The sequence below is a fragment of the Tateyamaria sp. genome, assembly GCF_039940735.1.
GTDB lineage: Bacteria > Pseudomonadota > Alphaproteobacteria > Rhodobacterales > Rhodobacteraceae > Tateyamaria.
On record NZ_JBDVGB010000052.1, the window covers coordinates 1 to 22566 of the forward strand.

The window sequence follows — 22566 nt, forward strand, 5'->3', positions numbered from 1 at the left end:
CGGCGGGCGCTACCTTGAAGTGCGACTCCTATTAGAAACCAATGGGTTATCTAATGAGGAGAACGTGCCATGGGAGCCGTTTATAAGCAACTGAGTATCACAGAGCGACGCAGAATAGAACGCTGGAGACATGCAAAGGTCCCTGTCGATGAGATGGCGCGGGTCCTGAGGCGGTGTCGTTCGACCATTTTCCGTGAGCTGAAGCGCAATCATTTCAGCGATGAGAGCATGCCAAAACACGACGGTTACTATGGTGCCGCCGCCCAGCTGATGACGGCGGATCGGCGCGCGCGGGATCGCAAACTGATCAAATATCCCGAGCTGTGCAAACGTGTGATCGAGAGGATCAAAGACGGATGGACGCCGGAGCAGATCGGCAACCGGATGATCCATGAACGTGCAAAACTACGTGTCTGTCAGGAGACAATTTATCGCTACATTTATTCCAAAGACGGCATGCGCGATGATCTGTGGTGGTACTTGCCGACGCACCGCGTCGCCCGTCGTCCACGGCGGACCAGAAAACGCCGAGAACCCAAATTCCACCGCGACGTCAGCATCCTGTTCCGCCCGGATGATGTGGCGCACCGTCGCCAGTTTGGGCACTGGGAGGGTGATTTGATGTTGTTCAAACAGAAGCTTGGGCAGTCAAACGTGACCTCGCTCGTTGAACGCGTCAGCAGGTTCACAGTGATCCTCAAAAGCTCGACCAAGCGCACGAAACCTGTGATGGGTAAGATCATTAAAACAATCAAAGACCTGCCCCACCAAGCCCGCCGCTCAATCACGTTCGATCGTGGCTCAGAGTTCATGAACTGGCCGCACCTTCAGGCTGAAATCGGCACTCAAACTTGGTTCTGCGACCCCTCTTCACCCCTTTCGGGACATCGCTACGCGATACCCTGTCGGGCAGTGCGTGGCAAAAGGGAACGGTTGAAAACACCAATCGATGGGCCAGACGCTGGCTCCCGCGCAAGCGGGACATCCGCTCGATGACGGATCAAGACATGAAGCAGATCTGCGACCGCCTCAACAACACACCGAGGAAATGCTTGGGATGGAAGACACCAGCCGAGGTCTTCCGCGAAAAGATGCTGGAGGAGATGGACAGCAGCCCCTACCCTCTGAAGCAATAGGAGTCGCGGTTCAGGTATCGCTCACAAAAGAGCGTGGCCTTCACGTGCGGTCAGCGTGCGATAACAATGTCAGCTCGCAAGCCACCTAACGTGTCGCTTTGCCCAAGGCGCAGCACGCCACCATGAGCCCGCGCGATGTCCGTTGCGATGGCAAGGCCCAAGCCGACGCCGGACCCTTTGTTCTGATTGCGCGACCGATCCAACCGAGTAAATGGCCGCCGCGCCTCTGCGTGACGGTCTGATGGAATGCCCGGACCTTCGTCTTCAATGCGAAATCGCAAGGACTTATCACTTAGCCGCACGGACACTTCGGCGCGCGTGCCGTATCGGACGGCATTGCCGATGAGATTGTCCAAAGCGCGGCGCATAGCAGCTGCTCTGAGGGTCACGGTGCCTTCGCCCTCAGCCACAACCAATGTCACAGGCTGCCCGCCGCGCTGTGCGTCCGTCACGATCTCTTGGACGAAAGCGATGGGATCTATAACCGAGGGTTCGCCTTCGGCCTCGCCTTTCGCGAAACTTAGAAAGGCATCGATCATTCCCTGCATGTCATCCACGTCACGTTCTAACGGAATGCGGTCTTCGTCCTCAATCATCGACAGCGCCAGACGCATCCGCGTCAGTGGCGTGCGCAGATCGTGACTGACGCCTGACAACATCAACGTACGGGTTTCGATCTGCCGTTCGATCCGGTTGCGCATGTCAACAAAAGCAGTGCCGGCCGCGCGCACTTCGGTTGCGCCACTTGGGCTGTAGGCAATGGTGTTGCCGCGCCCAAAGGCCTCTGCTGCGTTTGCAAGGCGTTTGATCGGACGCAATTGGTTGCGCATGTAAATAATGGCGATGATCGTGGTCAGAACGCTGAAAAAGACCATATTTACCAGCAGTTGATGCGGAGCAGCCGCAGACACGCGCCGACGGTCAAAGATGATCTCAACCGGCCCTAGATGCGTGGTGACGATCAAACGCACCATGCGTCGTGCCAGCAAATCGACAACGGCCACCCGTGCGACTTGTTCGTGCATGGACGAAATCACAATGCTGCCGGAAAAATCATACCACAGCCGACGATCCAGTTCGTCTATCGCAGCCTTGGGCGCCGGTTTGATCGATATGTTGAGCGGTCCAGCGATGTCTGCCGTCAGATCCGCGATGTCGGCTATCGTTTGGGCCTGATCGACCCGCAACAACACCAAGTGCACTTCTCGCGCCGTTGTTGTGGTCATCTGGCGTGTGACATCCTCAAAATGGTCCTGTACAAAAACCACAGATACCACCAGCTGCACCACAACCACCGGCAGCAGCAGAATCAGCGCCGCACGGGCATAGATGCCTCGGGGCATATAGTTTTTGAGCCATTGGAACGACATGGCCAAACCCTAACGCGCGCATTGCAAGACCGAAAGGCCAAGACTGTCATGCAGACGGACGATTTCAATCCTGTCATCGGCGTAGCCGAACCGCTTGCGTCTGATCTTGTGCGGATTGTCGCGCCCAACCCCTCCCCTATGACGTTTCGCGGCACCAATACATATGTGTTGGGACGCACCAATCTGGCGGTGATCGATCCCGGTCCTAACAGCTCAACGCATCTGGATGCGATCCTATCCGCAGTGCGCCACAATCAACGCATCACCCATATCTTTGTGACGCACAGCCATCTTGATCATTCCCCCCTCGCCCGCCCATTGGCGCAAGCCACACAAGCGCCCGTGCTTGCTTTTGGCCCTTCACACGCGGGACGCAGCGCTGCCATGGACACGTTGGCCCAATCTGGCCTGACGGGTGGCGGCGAAGGAATCGACCACGATTTTCAACCGGATGTGCTTTTGCAGGACGGTCAGTTCATCCGTGATACAGACTGGAAGATCACCGCGCATTGGACGCCTGGACATCTCAGCAATCACATGTGTTTTGCCACCGAAACCGCCCTATTTTGCGGAGACCACGTCATGGGTTGGGCCAGCTCGCTTGTTTCGCCGCCGGATGGCGATCTTGGAGCCTTTATGAATTCTTGCGCCCGGCTGCGCGCCCTGCCCGAGCGTCCGTACTGTCCCGGACACGGCGCACCGATCCAAGCCCCTTATGCCCGCCTCGATTGGCTGATGGCTCACCGACGCACGCGCGAAGCGACGCTTGTGGATGCTCTTTCTGACGCGGGCCAAACCCTGTCTGCCTTAACGCGCATTGTCTACCACGACATCGATCCTGCCATGTTGCCGGCGGCCGAACGCAACCTTCTGGCGCACTTGATTGACCTGCACGCACGCGGCCTTGTGCGCGCCGATCCCACCCTCGGACAACACGCCCGTTTTTCGCAAAACTAACCTTTTGATTTTTTTGCTCCGTTTGAGCGAAAACCCTCTGGACGCCCGAAATCGCCCTTGCTATACGGCGCAGACCGTTCCGGCGTAGCTCAGCGGTAGAGCAGTTGACTGTTAATCAATTTGTCGTAGGTTCGATCCCTACCGCCGGAGCCAATTTACCAATATCGTCAGAGACTTGCTGAGCGTTGGCCGCTCTCCCCATGATGGCGTTTTATCTACGGAAGCAGCGCGCAGCACATTGAACGCCGTCGTTTCCGGGTCACATGCTGGCCCTTCTTCATTTCATGACGCTCAACTCATTTCATTCCTGCAGCGACGGGCGGAAACTGGACGTTCGCTACGTCCGCAATGTAAATTTCGCAACTTGAAGAAAGTGGACACTCAGGATTGCGATCCAACTTTTTCAATGTGCAAACGCCGCAAAAGTTGGCAAGAAACCGATTGTGTTGAAAAACTCAGTTTTTGGGGTGTGATCGATGAAATTTATCGCGATACAGAGCGACCCGCTCTCTGCGCCTCACGGGCAATCTCACCTGACTCTGTGAGAACTTGGCATTTTGCCGAAAAATTACGGCATCTGAATTTCGGAGTTTTTTGACAAAATCAGCCCTCTTTTCAGAGGTCTGCGTTGCAGACAATATTAGGTCAGAAGAAAGCAGATAAATCGCCCAACATTCTCTGCCCAAAAGGAGCTATCGTTGCGCTTCACGAAGTCTGCATTGTGATGCTTTACCGCCGTCGTTAGAAGCGATGAAACTGACTGGATCGCGCGTATGCCCCTTTTTACACTCCTGGATTATTCGTCGGTGTTGGTCTTTGGACTTACTGGTGCATTGGTGGCCAGCCGTGCACAGCTTGATATTGTAGGCTTTTTCTTTTTTGCCTGCTTTACAGCAGTGGGTGGTGGCACAGTGCGTGACGTGTTGCTGGACCGCAATCCCGTGTTTTGGATTGAAGACCCATCTTACCTCGCGCTCGCGTGTGGCGCCGCATTTTTGGTCTTCTTTTCGGCGCATATGTTTGAAAGCCGATACAAATTATTGCTTTGGCTTGATGCCTTTGCACTTGCGATCGCAGTCGCGGCAGGTTCGGGGGTGGCTCAAGCACTGGATCAATCCGCACCGATTGTTCTAGTGATGGGTATTATCACAGGCAGCATGGGCGGACTTTTGCGCGATGTCATTTCAAACGAGGTGCCCTTGGTTCTCAAGCAAGGTGAACTTTATGTAACTTGTGCATTGGCAGGATCAGCAGCAACGGTAGCTATGAGTTATTTGGGCTTTTCGCCGAGTCTGATGGCCTTGGCTTGTGCGGTCGTTACGTTCACGCTGCGTGCGGGTTCCATTGCTATGGGATGGCGCCTGCCGATCTATAAGTCACGCCCCCCAAAACCATAGGGGATTTGCGTTGGTCAAAATTTAGAGGGTAGCTGCACACGTGCAAAAGGCCGCCCCGCGAGGGCGGCCTTTCAATCGTTACGTCGTCGTTTTTAGTGTTTGAACTTCTTGATCTCACCCGCTTTGAGGCGGTTGCTGTAAGACTCCAGCTCTACACGCACGACCTTCATCAGGAAATACAGGCAGAAGATGTTCACAACAGCCATCGCAAAGATCGCAGCATCTGAGAAATCGATGACTGGGCCAAGGCTCGCCGCAGCACCGATAACGATGAAGATACAGAAGATGACCTTAAACACGAGTTCTGTCGTTTTGCCTTCGCCAAACAGGTAGGTCCACGCTTTCAGGCCGTAGTAGGACCATGAAATCATCGTGGAGAACGCAAACAGGATTACAGCAATTGCCAAAACGAATGGGAACCAGCTGATAGCTGAACCAAAGGCCGCGGCTGTTAGTGCCACGCCTGTGTTGCCATCGACAGTCGCGATTGCGCTGCCTGCTTCGTTCATCACGTAGTTGCCCGTGTCCGCATCGATGATCAACTGCTGCGAAATCACGATGACCAAAGCGGTCATAGTACAGATCACAACTGTATCGATCAGTGGCTCAAGCAAGGACACGAAACCCTCAGTGATCGGTTCTTTGGTTTTCACCGCAGAGTGTGCAATCGCCGCAGAGCCAACACCAGCTTCGTTCGAGAACGCCGCACGTTTGAAGCCTTGGATCAATGCGCCAACCACACCGCCAGCAATGCCAAGGCTAGAGAAGGCACCAGCGAAGATTTGGCCAAACGCCCAACCGATCATGTCAAAGTTCACAATCAGCACGATTAGGGCCGCACCAACATACATGATGCCCATGAATGGAACGATTTTCTCAGTCACTTTCGCGATGGATTTAACACCACCAACGATCACTGCGAATACAACTGCTGCGAAAAGAAAGCCTGTGATGTAACCAGGATAATCGCCTGTGATTCCTGTGATCGCTGCGTGTGCTTGATTGGCTTGGAACATGTTACCGCCGCCAAAGGCACCAAGGATACAGAATACTGAGAACAACACGGCCAAGATTTTGCCACCCGGAAGCCCCAGCTCATCGAAGCCTTTTGAGATGTAATACATCGGGCCACCTGAAACGGTGCCATCAGGGTATTCGTTGCGGTACTTCACACCCAATGTACATTCAGTGAATTTTGATGCCATGCCTAAAAGACCCGCAAGGATCATCCAAAACGTGGCACCTGGGCCACCGATACCAACGGCAACAGCAACACCCGCGATGTTACCGAGACCAACAGTGCCCGAAAGCGCCGTAGCAAGTGCCTGAAAATGGCTGACTTCTCCGGCATCATTCGGATCGGAATAGTCGCCTTTGACCAATCCGATAGCGTGACCAAAGAAACGAAATTGAACAGCTGCGAAATAGATGGTGAACACGGATGCACCGATAACCAGCCACATTACGATCCAAGGGAAGTTTGTACCTGGGATGGACATAAAGATGAAGTTCACGAACCAACCGGTTGCAGCAGAGAACCCTGCATTCACGCGATCGTCCAACGTCAGTGCGGCGTCTTGTGCAGACGCTGGGACTGCGACAGCAAGGAACGCGGCCACAGTAAGGAAAAGTCGATAAAACGTTTTCATAATGTTAATCCTTATGAGACGACAGTAACAGGAACACGCGCGTTCATCACGAGGTTCGCTGTTGAACTGCCAAAGATGCGTGTCGAAAAGCCGCCAGCGCTCGATCGTGCAACGATGATCTGGCTTGCACCTTCCTTATGGGCGATGTTGTCGATCGTATCAGCGACATCCCCGTGGTGAACAATGGCACTTGCCTTGAGGCCGGCATCTGTCAACGTCGCAACCGCAGGGTTCAGTACCCGCTCCATCGCAATTGAAATTTCTTCCTCGCGCCTTTTATGACGCTGTGCATTTTCTTCCGCTGTTTGGAAAGAAAACGGCGACCATTCAATCACGTACACGACGATCAATTCGCAACTTTCCATGCTTGAGGCCATTTTCTTTGCAAACTCAAGGGCTTTTTCCCCCGAGCTTTGTCCATCAAGTCCGATTACTAATTTCATGGATTTGTCCCTATTTAGTGGTTTCTTATTAGGCAATTTACGCAAGGCCGATTAACACTACAATCAATCCGAGCTGATCGATCAACGCTAGGTAGTATTGGTGCATGGGTCCATACCTAAATTTCGCAAAGATGATAGGATGATCCGCATTCCTCAAGTTTAAGAAGTTGACCTTGCGTGTATCACGTTCGAGGTCAGCTAAGTCCGCAAAGAAATCATCAACCAACCTATTGCCTTCGTAGCCGCGGCGAATGACTGCTAAGCGGGTTGAAGATGCAGCATGGCAACCACTCGCTGGACGGCCGCTTTGGGCCGGAAACAACCACGGCCGGAAATTTACCCTTTTCACCCTCTTTATGCGGTTTTAAGCACGACGAGTTGTAGAGAAATTCCCGGTGTTTTCCGTGGTCGTTCGTCCTTTCTAGGTGACAAATGTGTACCGATCTTGCGCGTTTTTTAGCATTTTGGCGACGTGCTCAGGTTCGGAGTTTACGGAGTGGGTCAGCTTTGTCGCGACTTGCCCGAAAAAGTCTGGCAGAGCCTCGAAATTTCTCCCTTCAAGTGCTGCCAATGTCACCGAAGTGCCCCGGATGTTCTTGATCAGGGTCGCTATATGTTACTCACGTATGACAGATTTTACGCCAGTCGGGTCCTCGCCTTCGCGCATCTCGGATAGGTCCGAGACGATTTCAGCGACCGCCACCTCCCAAAGCGGGTGATTGGGCCAGCGCGCACGGTTTCGATCATAGGTATTTGGTACCGTGTAGCGGATGACGTCGCCAGTTTGGGCGCACAGGTCCCCGAAACGAGCGAACATGTCCGCCCATGTCCGGATGTTCCACGTGTCTTTCAGCAGGTCTTTGCCCGCTCGAAACTCCACCCGCCAGATTTTCTGGCTGGGGTCGACAGGGGACAGATCAGGTTGGCCAATTGCCGCGCGGGTCTTGTTCCAGATCGCCCATTAATGCGCTTTTTGCTTTTGGATGTATGCGGGTGTTTTGGCCATGTTGGTGGTGTCCATGTTTGAGGTGACGACAGACATAGAAAGGGCGCGAAGTCGCGAGACCTCGCGCCCGTTTGAAAGCCTTTCGGCCCCAAAATCCTCTAAGGTGCTGCTAGGCCCTTTGAGGCAAAACTGGTGGGTTAGATGGTTTGGCTGGTGTTGCTGACCGTGCGGTCTCCAAAGTTTTCGTATCGGCGTCGATCCTGTGGTCCGTGAATTTCTGAGGTATTTACTTCTTCGGCACCAAGTTGCTTGGTTTTCCCGATGTCGATCTGTCGCTGTCTTTGCTTGTCTAGGACCGGCAGGCAAATTGATTTTGAACCTGCCTACCCAATTATTCTTTGGATCTGTTGAACACCAATGACAACAAACCAAGCCCCGCAGACACAAAGATAAGCAAAAGCGATACTGCATTCAAAACCGGTGTAGAGCCCTGTTTCAGCTTGTCAAACATCGTGATCGTTAGGGGGGAATCGGACCCGACAAGCATTAAGGTGGTGTTGAAGTTCTCAAAGCTCATCAATACGGCAACGACGGCTGCGCCCCCGATTGCGGGTCGCAAAAATGGCAGCGTAATCTGGCGAATGGCCCCCAATCGGGTCGCGCCAAGGTTAAGCGCTGCTTCCTCTAAGCTTTGGTCGAATTTCTGCAATCGTGCCGAAATGACCAGCGTTGCGAATGTCGTGATAAACGAAAACTGCCCCAGGATCACAAGGATCAGGCCGGGTCGTAACCCGTCGAACCATAGGTCTGTCGCGTCCTCCAGTGAATTTGCAACCGAGCTTGCGAAAACCAGAATAGAAATACCAAGGATGACGCCCGGAATAATCAGCGGCAACAGCATCAAAATATAAAGAAACCCTTTGCCACGGAAATCATGCCGCACAAACAAGAAGGCATTACAGGTGCCGACAACGACTGCCAGGCCGGAAACCCACATCGCCACAAATGCGGACGTGCCAATGGCCCGCAAGATCGAACGTTCGTGAAAGACCCCAATGAACGGTGCTTCGGTGCCAAAGAACCACGCCATGGTGAAGCCCTCCCACGGTAAGGATGGGAAGACGCTGTCGTTAAAGGCAAAGACGCAAACGACGCTGATAGGCAGTGCCAGATAGATAAAAAACAACGTCACATAGGCGCGATACGTCCATTTCAGAGGTTTGGATTGCGGGACGGTGGTGATCATATTAGCGCCCCATCGTATTGGACAGTGACTGGCGTGACAGTTTCAGCCCGACAAAAACAATTGTCGACGACAATGCCAACAACAAGAACCCGAATGCAGAGCCAAGTTCCCAATTAAATCGTGTGATGAATTGTGTATAGATCAGGCCTGTAAACCAAAGGCTGTCTTTGCCACCAAGCAGGATCGGCGTCAGGTAGTTACCCAAACTCAGCATGAACACCACGATGCAGCCAGACACGATCCCAGGCATGGCGTGGGGGATCACGATTTCACGCATGATCGAATAACCGGACCCGCCAAGGTCGTATCCTGCCTCGATCAGGCTGTCATCAAGGCTGTCCAGCGTTGTGACGAGTGGCACAATCATGAACAGGATCGACGTGTACACAAGGCCCACCATAATGGCGGCGTCATTATATAAAAATTCGACAGGACCATCTATCACGCCGGTGTATTGCAGGAAATTGGACAGCACACCGGTTTCACGAAGCAAGATCATCCAACCGAAAGTCCGGACCAATTCGGACACCCAGAACGGGATCAAGCACATCAGGAACAGGGTTGTTTTCGTGCGGCCGCGGGTGATTTTGGCGATGTAGTAAGCGATCGGAAACCCAAGGATTAACGTCAATGCAGTCGTTGCGATGGACATGAACGCCGTGCGGGCAAATGTCCGCCAATAAAGCGGTTCGTTAAAGAACACCGCATAGTTTCCAAAGCCGGTTTCATATTCCCGCACGCCGACCTTTTCGCTAACGGAGACAAGGAACAACCCGATATGGGGCAGGATTATCAACATCACCAGCCATAACAAAAGCGGGGCTAACAGTAGGTAAAAACCCAGCTTGGATTTATCCGTTCCCATCTATTGGCCCTCTGACGCAAAACAACGCGCTTGTGTCGAACCCCAACTGGCATGGATCGTATCCCCCTTGCCAAGGCCCAAAAAGTCTCCGGTTTGTGGCAGAGTTACTTGGATGGTTTCTCCGGTGTTTGCATCCCGTAGAATGACCATGCTGTTTGCGCCGTTGAACAACACAGACTCCACCAGCCGTTCGCTTGTGTTTGTTTGATCAGTCCCCTGCAGTGGTGACTTGGACAGCTCAATCGCTTCGGGGCGCACAAAGATCTGCGCGGATTGTCCGATGGCAGGCTTGGTCGATGTGGTTTGCCCATGCAGCGTTGAGCCACCAGCCGTCTGGATCGACACGATGTCGCCGTTGACCGCGGTCACTTTCCCATCAAACTTGTTCGCATCGCCAACAAATCCTGCGACAAAGGCATTTTCAGGTTCGTAATACAGATCCTTTGCCGTGCCGATCTGGTCAAACCGCCCTTTGTTCATGACCGCGATGTTGTCACTCATGACTAAGGCTTCGGATTGGTCGTGGGTAATGTAAACAAAGGTCGTGTTGAATTCCGCTTGTAGGGATTTCAATTCAATTTTCATATGCTCGCGCAACTTCAGGTCAAGCGCGCCGAGCGGTTCGTCCAACAAAAGCACGTCGGGTTCCAGCACCATGCACCGCGCAATCGCGACACGTTGCTTTTGGCCGCCCGAAAGCTGGTCAACCTGACGGTCTTCGATTCCGGGCAAGCCGACGCGTTCAAGAACCCGCCCTACCCGCTTTTTAATCTCCGACGAAGACACGCCGCGCTGACGCAGGCCAAATCCGATATTTTTGCCGATGCTCATCATCGGGAACAGGGCGAGGTGTTGGAACACCATCGACACAGGCCGCTTGTTCGGCCCTACCCCGATCATCGAATTACCTTTGATCAGCAAGTCGCCACTGGTTGGAAACTGAAACCCTGCGATCATCCGCAGCAGTGTTGTCTTTCCACAACCTGATGGGCCAAGGATGGAAAAGAATGACCCTTGCGGCACGTCGAAACTGACATGATCCACAGCACGGAAGTCTTTGAAATCCTTCGTGAGGTCTTTGCATACGAGATCGGCAGGTTGCGCCATAGTGTTTTGTCTTTCGAATTTAAAAAGAAGGGCGCGAGATACGCCCTTCTCGTGATCAAGATGAGCGCTCAGTTGGCCGCTTTAATGCGGTCCAGCGTTGCGCCTTCCAGTGCTTCAAGACCTGCTGGCACCGGTGGATACCACTTGATGTTGTCGACTGCGGACTGATCATAGCTTGCTTGATAGCGGTCTTTCAGATCGGCGTTGACGCCTTCTGATCCGTCAACAGCGGCGGTGAAGTTGCCTGCCGAATTGGTGACCATCGCAGCAATGTCAGGGCGCATTACGAAGTTGATCCAATCATAAGCTGCATCATCAGCACGACCACGGGATGGCAGAACAAAGGTATCGATCCAGCCCAACGCACCTGACGTTGGCGCGACAAACGTGATGTCTGCATTGTCCGCGTTCAATTGCCAGCCGCCTGTATCCCAAGCCATAGCCGCAGTAACTTCGCCAGAGCGCAGAAGGTTCTTAATTTCATCCCCGCCGGACCAGTATGTTTTAACGTTTGGTTTGCATTCGATCAGGGTTTTTTCGACCTGATCCAGAATGCCCTGATAGGCCTCTACATCGCCGTACGCAGCAAACGGGTCGAGCCCCATTGAGTACGCAAATCCGATCAAAGTTGGGCGGGCCGTGCGATAGGAGATGTTTCCTGCAACCGATGCGTCACATAGGTCGAGGTAGTCGGTAACCTGACCGGCTTCGGCTCGGTTCACGATCAACCCGCTGGTACCCCAGACGTGTGGCAAACCGTAGACGTCGCCATCAAATGTGGTGTTTTCTGCTGTCGCGTCCAGCATTGACGGGATGAACTGTGCCGCTTCCACGCGGGACATGTCGATCGGCTTATAGATGCCGAATTCTTCCTGTGCACTGGTGATGCGGTCTTGGCTTGGTTGGGCAAGATCAAAACCACCACCATTTGTGGCACGCAATTTGGCAATCATTTCTTCGTTGTTAGATGTCGTGACTTCGACGGTATGGCCTGTTTCGGCCTCAAACACTTCGATCACATCTTCCGGCGCATAGCCGCCCCATGTCAGTAGGCGCAACGTTTCAGCAGAAACTGATGTTGCAGCCAGAACTGCGACAAGTGCGGTGGTGGAAATCAATCCGAATTTCATAGTAATACTCCCATTTTTTAAGTTGATGCTGCCCTTACGGGCAACGATTTGTGGTCAGTCGATAGTCATTGTTTGTGTACCTTTTGCACACGCGCAAATTCGTAAAATTTGGTCATCCTTGGATGACATTCATCAGCAATTCGGTTGTGTTTTCTTTGGTCATTTCAACCGGATTACCACCCGTACTGGGGTCGATCAGCGCTCCGTCTACGATGTGTTCAACGTCGGGGTTTTCAATGCCAAGTCCTGCGAGGTTCTTAGGTACCCCCATCGACGCATTCAGTTCGTCAACATATCCGCAGAAACCATCATAACCGCCTGAAATACCTAGGTAGTTCGCGGCGTCGCCCATCAAACCCGTGATCGCGGACTTATTGAACTTTAGCACAGCGGGCATACAAACGGCATTCGTCGTGCCGTGATGCGTATGATAAATCGCACCGATCGGGTGGGACAACGCGTGGATCGCCCCAAGCCCCTTTTGAAACGCGGTTGCCCCCATGATCGCCGCAGACATCATATGCGCACGCGCTTCGATATCTGTTCCGTCGGCATATGCACGCGGCAGGAATTCCTTGACCAGACGCATTCCCTCAAGGGCCATTCCTTGGCTCATTGGGTGGTAGTGGGGTGAACAAAATGCCTCAACACAATGGGCGAACGCATCCAGGCCAGTCCCTGCCGTGATGAAATTCGGCATGCCGACTGTCAGTTCAGGGTCACAAATCACCACCGACGGCAGGAATTTGGGGTGAAAGATGATCTTCTTTTGCTGGGTTTCAGAATTGCTAATGACCGATGCACGGCCAACTTCGGACCCTGTTCCAGCTGTCGTTGGCACGGCGACAATCGGCGCGATTGCTTCGCTGTCAGCGCGGGTCCACCAGTCGCCAATGTCTTCAAAATCCCAAAGCGGGCGTGTCTGCCCTGCCATGAACGCCACCAGCTTCCCAAGATCGAGGCCAGAGCCGCCACCAAAGGCCACAACCCCGTCATGGCCCCCGTTACGGTAGGCCTTTACACCTGCTGCTGCGTTCTTTTCGTTGGGGTTCGGATCGACGTCGCTGAACATTGCACTCCCAAGGCCCGCGGCCTCAAGCAGGTCGAGCGTTTTCGTCGTTATGTCCATGCTCGCAAGTCCACGATCCGTGATCAACAGCGGCTTCTTGATCCCCGCGACGGCGCAGGCATCCGCAATTTCAGAAATCCGGCCAGCGCCGAAACGGATAGATGTCGGATAAGACCAGTTTGCAGTAATCGTCATATCGTTCAGGCCTTCTTCAGGTGGTAGGATTTTGGGCGCGTCAAATTGTGGTAGCCGATGATAGACAAGCCACCTCCGCGTCCTGTGTTTTTGCAACCTGTCCAACATAATGCGGGGTCAAGGTAGTCGGCACGGTTCATGAACACAGTGCCGGTTTCGATCTGGTCCGCGATAGTTTCAGCGCGAACGGTGTCTTCCGTCCACAACGATGCGGTCAGTCCAAAGTCGCTGTCATTCATCAAACGGATCGCTTCTTCGTCGTCTTTGACGGACATAATTCCGACCACGGGGCCAAAGCTTTCGTCGCGCATGACGCGCATGTTGTGGGTGACGTTTGTCAGAATTTGCGGCGTGAGGTAGGCCCCGCCGTCATCTTGCGCAAAGGTTGCTATATGCGCGGTCGCGCCATCTGCCACGGCTTCTGCAATCTGCGCACGGACTTCGTTGGCGAAACGCACGTGCGCCATCGGTCCAAGAGTGGTTTCGTGATCTAGCGGATTGCCTAATGTGTAGCCATTCACGACCTTGACTGCCTTTTCGACAAACGCGTCAAAAAGAGATTCAGCAACGTATATGCGTTCGATCCCGCAGCAGCACTGACCGGCGTTGAACATCGCCCCATCAATGAGGGTATCCACTGCCGCATCAAGATCGGCATCTTCCATCACATAGCCGGGGTCTTTGCCGCCAAGCTCAAGCCCGACACCGGTGAACGTGCCAGCCGCCGCACGTTCCATCGCCTGCCCGCCGCCAACGGACCCTGTGAAATTCACAAAGCCAAAGGCGCGGTCGGCGATCAGATCGGACGTCGTCTGGTGATCCAGGAATATATTCTGAAAGACGTCTTTTGGGATGCCTGCGGAATGGAAAGCAGCCGCCATACGTTCTCCGACAAGCGGCGTTTGGGACGCATGTTTCAACATCACCGCATTGCCTGCAATCAACGCGGGCGCGACGGTGTTGATCGCTGTCATATAGGGGTAATTCCACGGAGCAACGACAAGAACAACGCCATGCGGCACACGTTTGATCACGCGGCGAAACGCGTCGCTGTCTTCAATCTCGATATCAGCCAGCGCGTCTTGGGCGATGCTGGCCATATAGGTTGCGCGTTCGTTAAACCCACCAAATTCGCCACCGTAGCGCACGGGGCGGCCCATTTGGTGGGCGATTTCGGGCACAATATCGTCGTTCATTGCACCTACGGCGGCAACGCCCGCCTGAACCAATTCGATACGTTCGGCCAGCGAACGCGCGGCCCAATCCGATTGCGCCGTTTTGGCGCGTGCAACAGCCGCGTCCGCGTCGGAGCGGCTCAGTGTTTCACGGGTCGCGTAGACGGACCCGTCAATGGGGGAGACACAGGTTATGGTCATATTATGCTCTTTCAAAGCCGCGTGCGATTTCCCAATCGGTCACGGCGCGGTCAAATTCTTCTTGTTCCCATTCGGCGGCGCGGGTGTAGTGATCCACCACGTCGTCGCCCATGACTTCGCGCAAGAACTGCGAATTGCGCAGGGTTTCCGTTGCAGCGCGCAGTGTCTGCGGAATGTCTGCCGCTTTGGCGTCCTCATAGACATCGCCCGTCGTGGCTGGGGACAGGTCCAACTGATCCTCAATGCCCTTAATCCCGGCCGCGATCATCACAGCCTGCGCAAGGTACGGATTGAGGTCGGAGCCACCGATGCGACATTCCACGCGCACGCCCTTCGTCCCTTCCCCGCACAAACGGAAGCCCGCCGTACGGTTATCAACGGACCAGACTGTTTTGGTGGGGGCGAACGTGCCCTTGGCGAACCGTTTGTAGCTGTTCACATATGGCGCAAGGAAATAGGTGTAATCGGGCGCGTATTTGATCAATCCAGCCATGTAATGCGACATCAGTTCGGATTTACCGTGCTTTGCGTCGCCGTCAAAAAACGCCGCCTCCCCGTCTTTCCAAAGGGATTGATGCACATGGCTTGACGATCCTACGCGGTCCTTGTGCCACTTGGGAAGGAAGGTCGCGGCATGGCCGTTTTGCCATGCGATTTCTTTGATCGCGTGCTTTGCAATTGAATGATAGTCGGCGCAATTAAGCGCGGGCGAATAGCGGATGTTGAGTTCTTCCTGTCCGGACTCCGCCTCACCTTTAGAGTTCTCAATCGGCAACCCTGCCGCATACAAATGATTGCGGATCGGGCGCATTACGCCCTCTTCTTTTGTAGTCTGGAAAATGTGGTAGTCTTCGTTGTAACCGCTGATCGGCTCCAGATCGCGGAAGCCTGATTTGCGGATGTCAGCAAGGCTTTTCTCAAACAGGAAAAATTCCAGTTCAGTCGCCATCTTCGCTTCATAGCCCATTACCTCAAGCCGCTTGATCTGCTTTTTCAGGATTGCGCGGGGCGAATGTGGGACTGCCTCGTGGGTGTGGTGATCCAGAACATCGCACAACACCAACGCTGTCCCTTCCAGCCAAGGCACAAGGCGAATTGTGCTCAGGTCCGGTGCCATGACGTAGTCGCCATACCCGCTTTGCCAACTGGTGGACGCGTATCCATCGGGCGTTGCCATTTCGAGGTCTGTGGCCAGCAGGTAATTGCAACAATGGGTTTCCTTGAACGACGTTTCCACAAAGTTCACGGCATGGAAACGCTTGCCCATTAGGCGTCCCTGCATATCCACGAAACACACCAGAACAGTGTCAATCGCCCCGTCCGAAACGCGTGATTTCAGGTCTTCAAATGAAAGAGTGCCGGGCATGTTGTGTCCACCTATTGCGAGGGTGCGGGGGCCGCACAAAGCAGCCCCCACGTTATGATTTAGCCGTAACGATAGGGCCGTCCGGCCTTCACCATGTCGGCGTTGTATTGCTTGAAGATATCGACGACACGGCGTTTGACGTCGCTTTCGGCTGCGATTTCTTCCCAGAACACTTGGGCTTCGGCTTCCACGGTGTCCCATTCCGCATCCGGGATCGTCGTCAGTTCAAGCTTCGGCCCATTGACGCGCAGGCTGGCCTCGCCGCCCCAATACCACCACTGGCGATAGTAGTGCGATTGATCGCAACACACGCGGAACAGTGTTTGCAAGTCTTCCGGCAACTCGTTCCAACGGTCCATATTGGCAAAGAACGACCCTGCCCAGGCACCGGAAATGTTGTTGGTGAGGAAATAGTTGGTAACATCGGCCCATCCAACTGTGTAGTCTTCGGTGATGCCTGACCATGCGATGCCGTCAAGCTCGCCTGTTTGCATCGCCACTTCGATGTCTTCCCATGGCAGGTTCACTGGAACCACGCCGAAACGGGTCAGGAAACGGCCCGCCGTCGGGAAGGTAAAGATGCGTTTGCCTTTCAGATCGGCAAGGCTGTTGATCGGGTCTTTGGTGGCGAAATGGCACGGATCCCATGCCCCGGCAGAGATGTGTTTCACGCCGACTTTGGAATACTCTTCATCCCAGATTTCGTTCAGGCCGTACTGGTTGAACAGAACCGGCACATCCAGTGAATACCGCGAGCCAAACGGGAAGTAGCCGCCGAAAACGGTAACTTCGGTTGGAGATGCCATTGAATCATCATCCGATTGCACAGCGTCGATGGTGCCGCGCTGCATTGCCTGAAACAACTCACCCGTGGGGACCAGTTGATCAGCAAAAAATAATTCGATTTGCATACGGTCGCCTGCGATCTTGTTGAACATTTCAATCGCTGGAACGATGACCTCGGCGGCCAATGCTGCCCCCGCATAGGTCTGCATCCGCCAACGGATCGTGTTTTGCGCCAATGCGGGCGTGGCAAGACCGGCAACAGGTACAACGGCCGCGCCTTGGATAAACTTGCGTCTTGAAGTCATGTCTTCTCTCCTTAGTTGGGTTGCGACCACTTAATTGGCGGTTCTTGTATGATTAATTGTAGACGTAATTCGGAAGCCAAGTGGCGATGCCCGGAAACATCATGACCAGCGAAAGCGCCAGAACCATAATGAGAACAAAGGGCGTGATAGACGAATAGATGTCGCGCAGGGTAATTTCCGGCGGGGCCATGGCGCGCATCAAAAACAGGTTATAGCCGAAGGGTGGCGTCATATATGCGATCTGCGTGGTGATCGTATAAAGGATACCATACCAGATCAGATCAAAGCCCAACGCGCCCACCAGCGGAACATACAGTGGGGCCACGATGACCAGCATTGCCGTGTCATCCAAAAACGTGCCCATCAGAATAAAGCTTAACTGCATCAGGATCAGGATCATCCACGGGCTAAGGTTAAGGCGTTCGGTAAACACGCTTTCGATCGCTTTCACCGCCCCGAGCCCGTCAAACACCGCGCCAAACGCAAGTGCCGCAAGGATGATCCACATGAACATACACGTGATGCCCAGCGTATTGCGCACCGAGTTTTCGAACACATCGCGGGTCATGCGTCCTTTCAACACAGCGGCAACAAAGGCCGCTATCGCCCCAATCGCTGAGCTTTCCACAAGGGACGTCCAGCCCTTGACGAATGGCACCATCATCACGGCGAAAATTATGACTGGCAACAATCCGGCCCGCAGCAAACGAAGTTTTTCGGCGCGTGGAATGTCGCGTTCTTCGGCGGGCAACACAGGCCCAAGCACTGGATTAATACGACACCGTACGACGATATAGATGGTGAACAAGCTGGCCATCATCAGGCCCGGGATAACCCCTGCCAGCCACAGCTGGCCAACCGGTTGGCGCGCAATCATTGCATAGAGCACAAGCACGACCGACGGCGGCACAAGGATACCTAAACTCGACCCCGCTTGTATCACGCCTGTGACCATGCGTTTGTCGTATCCGCGTTTCAAAAGCTCGGGCAGCGCGATGGTGGAGCCAATCGCCATCCCCGCGACGCTAAGACCGTTCATCGCGGAAATCAGCACCATCAGACCTATGGTCCCGATGGCTAGACCGCCCCGCAGCCCTCCCATCCAGACATGGAACATCTTGTATAAATCATCGGCAATTTTGCTTTCCGACAACACGTAGCCCATAAAAATGAACATCGGCAGTGTCAGCAGCGGATACCATTTCATCAGCTTCATGGCCGCCGAAAAACCGATATCAAACCCGCCCTTGTCGCCCCACAATAGCAGCGAAGCGATCACGGCAATGAATCCGATTGCACCAAACACACGCTGACCTGTCAGCAGCATCAGCATCATCGATGAAAACATCAAAGTGGCGATCAGTTCATACGACATCAGATCGTTTCACCCTTTAGACGCAGAACATCTTTGAACAGCTCGGACAGACATTGCAGCAACATCAGGAACATACCCAAGATCATGACCGCCTTGATCGGCCACATATATGGACGCCACGCGCTGGACGAACGCTCCAAGTGTCCGACTTCCTCGGATCCGGTGACTAGTCCGCCCAAAAACGAAAACGGCTCGGTTCCCCAATATCCCAGTGAATAGGCGGTCGAGCTGACAGCGCCATAAACTAGAACGCAAAGGTAGAAGATCAGGAACAGTACTGTAATCAGGTCAAACCACGCTTTTTTGCGCATCGACCATTCGCCATACAGCAAATCCATACGCACATTCGACCCAAGCTGGATCGAATACGGTCCGCCCAGAATGTAATAACCGACCATAACAAACTGCGCCATTTCCAGTGTCCACAGGGTCGGTAAAAAGAACGTCTTGCTGATCGACGACCAAAGTAAAATCCCCATCAACACAAAGATGCCGTACATCGCAATGCGCCCGATGCGGTAATTCGCGGCGTCAATCATACGGATAAAACCAAGCATCAGCCGTGACATGGTAGCCCCGCTTTTACACCCAGATCCGCTAGTGCGTCAGCCAGCCAGCCGGCAAGGCTGTCGGCCATGGCATCTTGATCCGCATCGTTTGCTATCAGGTCACTGCGGATCTCCAACATGACATTCAAATGGCCTCGCTTTAACGCATGTTCTTTCAGGGTATGGGTCACGCCGTCCTCTGGTCCATAAGGCGCGTTGATTTTGACATTTGCCGACGTATGCACACCCGCTATCTGCATCATCGCAGCGGCAAGACGCGAATCCGCATCATGCAGAACACCGATTTCGACTGAGCGCCGCTGACCTTTGTAGACCGGCGTAAAACTATGCAGTGTTACGATGACCGGATCCGGCCGGGCCGCGATCGCAGCCGCAAGACCGGCGCGAAACGGTTCATAAACGGTCGCCACGCGGTCCCGTCGCTGCTCTTCGGTCAGGTTCATGTTGCCCGAAATATCAAAAGTTTCGCTGCACGTTGGCATGGCGTCTGGTGCCATCGGCGGGCGGTTACAATCATAAACCAGACGCGACACGTTCGATATAACCAGCTTGGCATCCAATCGTTCAGACAATCCACGCGCGACATCCAGCGCACCCGGATCCCACGCGATGTGGCTTTGGCGTGCAGCATCGTCCAGCCCAAGGCCGCCATACGCTTGCGGTATGAAATTGCATGCGTGTTCACACACGAGAACGACGCTGGAACGTCCTTCTGGATTCAAAACCGTTACGGCAGTATTTGGCGTGGCAGCCTGCATGTGATTCATTTCACCCCTCGGCAGCAACCTGAGTGCTAGACCAAGCTTGTGTCAATAAGTTTGTGAAAAAAATTTCACAGATGCACATTTCTTGGTATAAAAAAGAAAAAGAGGTCCGGATGACAGACGCGACACAAAGTATTTCTGATCGCATCCAGCAAAAACTGGACGATTTCACACGCGCGGAACGCCAACTCGCGTTGTCTATTCTTGAAAACTATCCTGCCTCGGGGCTTGGTCCGTTGGCGACACTTGCAACGGATGCAAATGTGTCTGTTCCGACGGTTGCACGCATGGTTCAAAAGCTTGGTTTTAAGGGCTATCCGGACTTTCAAACTGAACTACGCGAAGAGCTCCTTGCGATGGCAAAAAACCCGATTGCCAAGCACGAAACATGGGCCGAAGCCGCACCGTCCGAACACCTTCTCAACAAGTTCACCGTCGCTGTGATTGAAAACATCCGCCTCACAATGAGCCAAATCAACCCAAACGAATTCGACGCGGCGTGCGCACTGGTGGCAGATCAATCCCGGCATCTTTATATTGTCGGTGGGCGCATTACACACACTTTGGCTGAATATCTCTACCTGCACATGCAAGTTATTCGCCCCAATCTGACGCATGTCCAGTCCACGTCAAATACATGGCCACACTATCTGCTGAATGCAAAAGAAGGCGATGTCTTCGTCATCTTCGATGTACGGCGCTACGAAAACAACATTTTAAAACTTGCGGAAATGGCCCATGCGAAAGGCGCCAAGATCATTTTGTTTACCGATCAGTGGCGTTCCCCGGTGCACCGGCTAGCCGACATCAGCTTTGGCTCTCGGATTATTGTACCATCGGCGTGGGATTCTGCGACAACGACTATGTTGTTGATCGAAACCATGATTTCTTCTGTTCAAGACCTGAATTGGGACGAAACCAAAGACCGCATCGAAATGCTGGAGGGCATCTTCAACCAGACCGGACTGTTCCGCAAGTTCACTTAACAAAGGCGTCTGGCTCTTGAAGAACATGAACTCCTATCGCGACGGAGTACTCGGCGTTCCCGACATTGCTGAAATAATAGACGTGCCGTTTCGTGATATTCAAAGTGTAGTTCGCCCCATCATCGATGAAGGCTTGATGGTAATAACCTAGGGCCGTGGTTTCGAACGGAACAAGAAGAAATTCCAATTTTCATTCGACGCCTGCCGTAACTAGCCCAAGTATTTCGACCATAGTTGATGTTGGCTGACTACTCGTGAATGTAGGCTGTGCCCTGCCTTGCTTACCTAAAGATTCTGGATTCTGAATGAACGGCCGCTTCAGGGAAACTGCAACGCAGCGCAGAGACAACTCGTTAATGAACGTTAAGGGTTGTCACTGACGTGTGAGGCAAGGCCGATCTAAGGCCCATTATAGGTGCGACGATGCGCTTTTGCTGCAACGACTATGAACAACGATGGACTCATCGACTTTATAAGATTCTTTGTGAAAAGGATCTAAACTCAAACCAGCCCAACCCCTATCCAAAAGATCAACCGATCATTGAATTCGTATGCGCAACGAATGTTCGCAAGCAGGAGAGTGGTCGCAGCATTGCATAAACCGGACGAATGCCTGGTAAGGGCCGTGAGCCCCGCTGAACGCGGCGGTTGGTAGGATGGATGCTGCGGAGCAGTGAAGGCGGGAACGAGGCCAATTCTACCCATCGCTACAGAGTTCACGAACGTCCACTCCCAAAATTGCGCAATGAACGGGTTGTGACTCTGGTTTTAAATTACAGCCTGAAAAATGCGGGTGCTCTCATGCAAAAGACATGCTCTGCACCCGCATTTTCCCATTTTCACGATCAATGCCATCTATCCCAGTTAAAACACTCGTGGGTGTGTGTTTTTCTCCGGTGTAATCGGTCGTCGATTAAATGGATCGTCGCAAGTTTTATGAAGGAACAACCCTTTAGAACCTGAATTTTGCGGTCACAAACGCACCACCTTCTTTTTTCTTCAAGTCACCCTCAAGTTTCAAATCGATGCTAAAGTCTTTCTTGGAATACGTGAGCGTCAGTTTCCCCTTTTTGTCCAAGATTTTGGACAAATCGGGCTTCACCTTGATTGGCCCGATTTTTAAGTTGTTGAGCTTTTTGAGGTCGGGTTTAGGAACACTCGTCGCTTTCGGGTCCACACCCTTTGGAATGAACAGTTTTTTGTCTAATTTGGAACCAATCTCGTCTTTGAGAGTTTTTGCCCCTTTGTTGTCGACGCCGCCTTTCTTTGCATCAGCTTCAATTTTTTTCAGAATTTCTTTGAGTTGAGTATTCAACATTTCGATATCTACTTCGTCTTTTCCACCCGGCATGAGGGCAATCCTTTCAAAAAAATGCATAGAATAATAGACAAAAGATAGAACAACAAAATGCCATTGGTCAAGGTTGCGCACGGACTATGCGTTGCAGCAAGCCGGGTGCGGTATGGGTCCGGCCCCAAATTCGTTAACCCTTGATGTCCTACCCGACAATTCTATCTTTTCGTGCCGG

Annotated in this window: 19 protein-coding genes, 1 tRNA gene and 1 pseudogene; 5 read left to right on the forward strand and 16 right to left on the reverse strand. The window is 53.2% G+C overall.

The annotated features are described in order from the left end of the window. Positions 1-69 precede the first annotated feature (69 nt). Positions 70-1136: pseudogene (locus ABJF76_RS10800) on the forward strand (IS30 family transposase). Positions 1137-1186: 50 nt separating this feature from the next. Here ABJF76_RS10800 and ABJF76_RS10805 read toward each other — a convergent pair. Continuing rightward, positions 1187-2506: an ATP-binding protein gene (locus tag ABJF76_RS10805; RefSeq protein WP_413819270.1), complete on the reverse strand. Its 1320-nt coding sequence runs from the start codon at positions 2504-2506 to the stop codon at positions 1187-1189. Positions 2507-2554: 48 nt separating this feature from the next. On the opposite strand from ABJF76_RS10805, the gene ABJF76_RS10810 reads away from it, so the two are divergent. The 3 genes from ABJF76_RS10810 to ABJF76_RS10820 all read left to right on the forward strand — a co-directional run bounded on the left by ABJF76_RS10810 (position 2555) and on the right by ABJF76_RS10820 (position 4860). Beyond that, the gene (locus ABJF76_RS10810) at positions 2555-3463 is read left to right on the forward strand and encodes an MBL fold metallo-hydrolase (protein WP_413819271.1); all 909 of its coding nucleotides are present in this window, start codon (positions 2555-2557) and stop codon (positions 3461-3463) included. Positions 3464-3541: 78 nt separating this feature from the next. Further along, a tRNA-Asn gene (locus tag ABJF76_RS10815) sits at positions 3542-3616 on the forward strand. A 620-nt stretch (positions 3617-4236) separates the two neighbouring features. Then, positions 4237-4860 (forward strand): trimeric intracellular cation channel family protein, encoded by a 624-nt coding sequence (locus ABJF76_RS10820; protein WP_413819272.1) that lies wholly within the window; start codon positions 4237-4239, stop codon positions 4858-4860. A 92-nt stretch (positions 4861-4952) separates the two neighbouring features. Here the strand turns inward: ABJF76_RS10820 and ABJF76_RS10825 are convergent, their stop codons facing one another. The 14 genes from ABJF76_RS10825 to ABJF76_RS10890 all read right to left on the reverse strand — a co-directional run bounded on the left by ABJF76_RS10825 (position 4953) and on the right by ABJF76_RS10890 (position 20054). Next, the gene (locus ABJF76_RS10825; RefSeq protein WP_413819273.1) at positions 4953-6509 is read right to left on the reverse strand and encodes an alanine/glycine:cation symporter family protein; all 1557 of its coding nucleotides are present in this window, start codon (positions 6507-6509) and stop codon (positions 4953-4955) included. An 11-nt stretch (positions 6510-6520) separates the two neighbouring features. Continuing rightward, on the reverse strand, positions 6521-6952 hold the full coding sequence (locus ABJF76_RS10830; RefSeq protein WP_413819372.1) for a universal stress protein: 432 nt from the start codon (positions 6950-6952) through the stop codon (positions 6521-6523). A gap of 616 nt (positions 6953-7568) precedes the next feature. Continuing rightward, a complete protein-coding gene (locus tag ABJF76_RS10835) occupies positions 7569-7769 on the reverse strand; it encodes a hypothetical protein (RefSeq protein ID WP_413822567.1) in 201 nt (66 codons plus the stop codon). Positions 7770-8289: 520 nt separating this feature from the next. Further along, on the reverse strand, positions 8290-9144 hold the full coding sequence (locus ABJF76_RS10840) for an ABC transporter permease (RefSeq protein WP_413819275.1): 855 nt from the start codon (positions 9142-9144) through the stop codon (positions 8290-8292). Between the two features lies 1 nt (position 9145). Then, positions 9146-10009 carry an ABC transporter permease gene (locus tag ABJF76_RS10845; RefSeq protein WP_413819276.1) on the reverse strand — a complete coding sequence of 288 codons (864 nt, stop codon included), beginning with the start codon at positions 10007-10009 and terminating at the stop codon, positions 9146-9148. Then, a complete protein-coding gene (locus tag ABJF76_RS10850) occupies positions 10010-11116 on the reverse strand; it encodes an ABC transporter ATP-binding protein (protein ID WP_413819277.1) in 1107 nt (368 codons plus the stop codon). A gap of 68 nt (positions 11117-11184) precedes the next feature. Then, a complete protein-coding gene (locus tag ABJF76_RS10855) occupies positions 11185-12246 on the reverse strand; it encodes an extracellular solute-binding protein (protein ID WP_413819278.1) in 1062 nt (353 codons plus the stop codon). 112 nt (positions 12247-12358) lie between these two features. Continuing rightward, the gene (locus ABJF76_RS10860; RefSeq protein WP_413819279.1) at positions 12359-13510 is read right to left on the reverse strand and encodes an iron-containing alcohol dehydrogenase; all 1152 of its coding nucleotides are present in this window, start codon (positions 13508-13510) and stop codon (positions 12359-12361) included. A gap of 5 nt (positions 13511-13515) precedes the next feature. Next, positions 13516-14886, reverse strand: coding sequence for an aldehyde dehydrogenase family protein (locus ABJF76_RS10865; protein ID WP_413819280.1), 1371 nt, complete (start codon positions 14884-14886; stop codon positions 13516-13518). A 1-nt stretch (position 14887) separates the two neighbouring features. Then, positions 14888-16252: a glutamine synthetase family protein gene (locus ABJF76_RS10870; protein WP_413819281.1), complete on the reverse strand. Its 1365-nt coding sequence runs from the start codon at positions 16250-16252 to the stop codon at positions 14888-14890. Between the two features lie 59 nt (positions 16253-16311). Then, the gene (locus ABJF76_RS10875) at positions 16312-17343 is read right to left on the reverse strand and encodes a TRAP transporter substrate-binding protein (protein ID WP_413819282.1); all 1032 of its coding nucleotides are present in this window, start codon (positions 17341-17343) and stop codon (positions 16312-16314) included. A 52-nt stretch (positions 17344-17395) separates the two neighbouring features. Beyond that, entirely contained in the window at positions 17396-18718 is a 1323-nt protein-coding gene (locus ABJF76_RS10880) for a TRAP transporter large permease (RefSeq protein WP_413819283.1), read from the reverse strand. After that, a complete protein-coding gene (locus ABJF76_RS10885; protein ID WP_413819284.1) occupies positions 18718-19287 on the reverse strand; it encodes a TRAP transporter small permease subunit in 570 nt (189 codons plus the stop codon). Before ABJF76_RS10885 ends, ABJF76_RS10880 begins: the two co-directional genes overlap by 1 nt. Then, positions 19275-20054 (reverse strand): N-formylglutamate amidohydrolase, encoded by a 780-nt coding sequence (locus tag ABJF76_RS10890; protein WP_413819285.1) that lies wholly within the window; start codon positions 20052-20054, stop codon positions 19275-19277. The genes ABJF76_RS10885 and ABJF76_RS10890 overlap by 13 nt, the downstream gene beginning before the upstream one ends. A 110-nt stretch (positions 20055-20164) precedes the next feature. Between ABJF76_RS10890 and ABJF76_RS10895 the strand changes: the two genes are divergently transcribed. Beyond that, entirely contained in the window at positions 20165-21037 is an 873-nt protein-coding gene (locus ABJF76_RS10895) for a MurR/RpiR family transcriptional regulator (RefSeq protein ID WP_413819286.1), read from the forward strand. A 952-nt stretch (positions 21038-21989) separates the two neighbouring features. Here the strand turns inward: ABJF76_RS10895 and ABJF76_RS10900 are convergent. After that, positions 21990-22469, reverse strand: a complete 480-nt coding sequence (locus ABJF76_RS10900) for a hypothetical protein (protein ID WP_413819287.1) — start codon at positions 22467-22469, stop codon at positions 21990-21992. Positions 22470-22566: the final 97 nt, after the last annotated feature.

Coding starts and splice junctions, on each gene's coding strand:
- ABJF76_RS10805 (WP_413819270.1), bottom strand. CDS start 2,506: ATGTCGTTCCAATGGCTCAAAAACTATATGCCCCGAGGCATCTATGCC.
- ABJF76_RS10810 (WP_413819271.1), top strand. CDS start 2,555: ATGCAGACGGACGATTTCAATCCTGTCATCGGCGTAGCCGAACCGCTT.
- ABJF76_RS10820 (WP_413819272.1), top strand. CDS start 4,237: ATGCCCCTTTTTACACTCCTGGATTATTCGTCGGTGTTGGTCTTTGGA.
- ABJF76_RS10825 (WP_413819273.1), bottom strand. CDS start 6,509: ATGAAAACGTTTTATCGACTTTTCCTTACTGTGGCCGCGTTCCTTGCT.
- ABJF76_RS10830 (WP_413819372.1), bottom strand. CDS start 6,952: ATGAAATTAGTAATCGGACTTGATGGACAAAGCTCGGGGGAAAAAGCC.
- ABJF76_RS10835 (WP_413822567.1), bottom strand. CDS start 7,769: ATGTTCGCTCGTTTCGGGGACCTGTGCGCCCAAACTGGCGACGTCATC.
- ABJF76_RS10840 (WP_413819275.1), bottom strand. CDS start 9,144: ATGATCACCACCGTCCCGCAATCCAAACCTCTGAAATGGACGTATCGC.
- ABJF76_RS10845 (WP_413819276.1), bottom strand. CDS start 10,009: ATGGGAACGGATAAATCCAAGCTGGGTTTTTACCTACTGTTAGCCCCG.
- ABJF76_RS10850 (WP_413819277.1), bottom strand. CDS start 11,116: ATGGCGCAACCTGCCGATCTCGTATGCAAAGACCTCACGAAGGATTTC.
- ABJF76_RS10855 (WP_413819278.1), bottom strand. CDS start 12,246: ATGAAATTCGGATTGATTTCCACCACCGCACTTGTCGCAGTTCTGGCT.
- ABJF76_RS10860 (WP_413819279.1), bottom strand. CDS start 13,510: ATGACGATTACTGCAAACTGGTCTTATCCGACATCTATCCGTTTCGGC.
- ABJF76_RS10865 (WP_413819280.1), bottom strand. CDS start 14,886: ATGACCATAACCTGTGTCTCCCCCATTGACGGGTCCGTCTACGCGACC.
- ABJF76_RS10870 (WP_413819281.1), bottom strand. CDS start 16,252: ATGCCCGGCACTCTTTCATTTGAAGACCTGAAATCACGCGTTTCGGAC.
- ABJF76_RS10875 (WP_413819282.1), bottom strand. CDS start 17,343: ATGACTTCAAGACGCAAGTTTATCCAAGGCGCGGCCGTTGTACCTGTT.
- ABJF76_RS10880 (WP_413819283.1), bottom strand. CDS start 18,718: ATGTCGTATGAACTGATCGCCACTTTGATGTTTTCATCGATGATGCTG.
- ABJF76_RS10885 (WP_413819284.1), bottom strand. CDS start 19,287: ATGTCACGGCTGATGCTTGGTTTTATCCGTATGATTGACGCCGCGAAT.
- ABJF76_RS10890 (WP_413819285.1), bottom strand. CDS start 20,054: ATGAATCACATGCAGGCTGCCACGCCAAATACTGCCGTAACGGTTTTG.
- ABJF76_RS10895 (WP_413819286.1), top strand. CDS start 20,165: ATGACAGACGCGACACAAAGTATTTCTGATCGCATCCAGCAAAAACTG.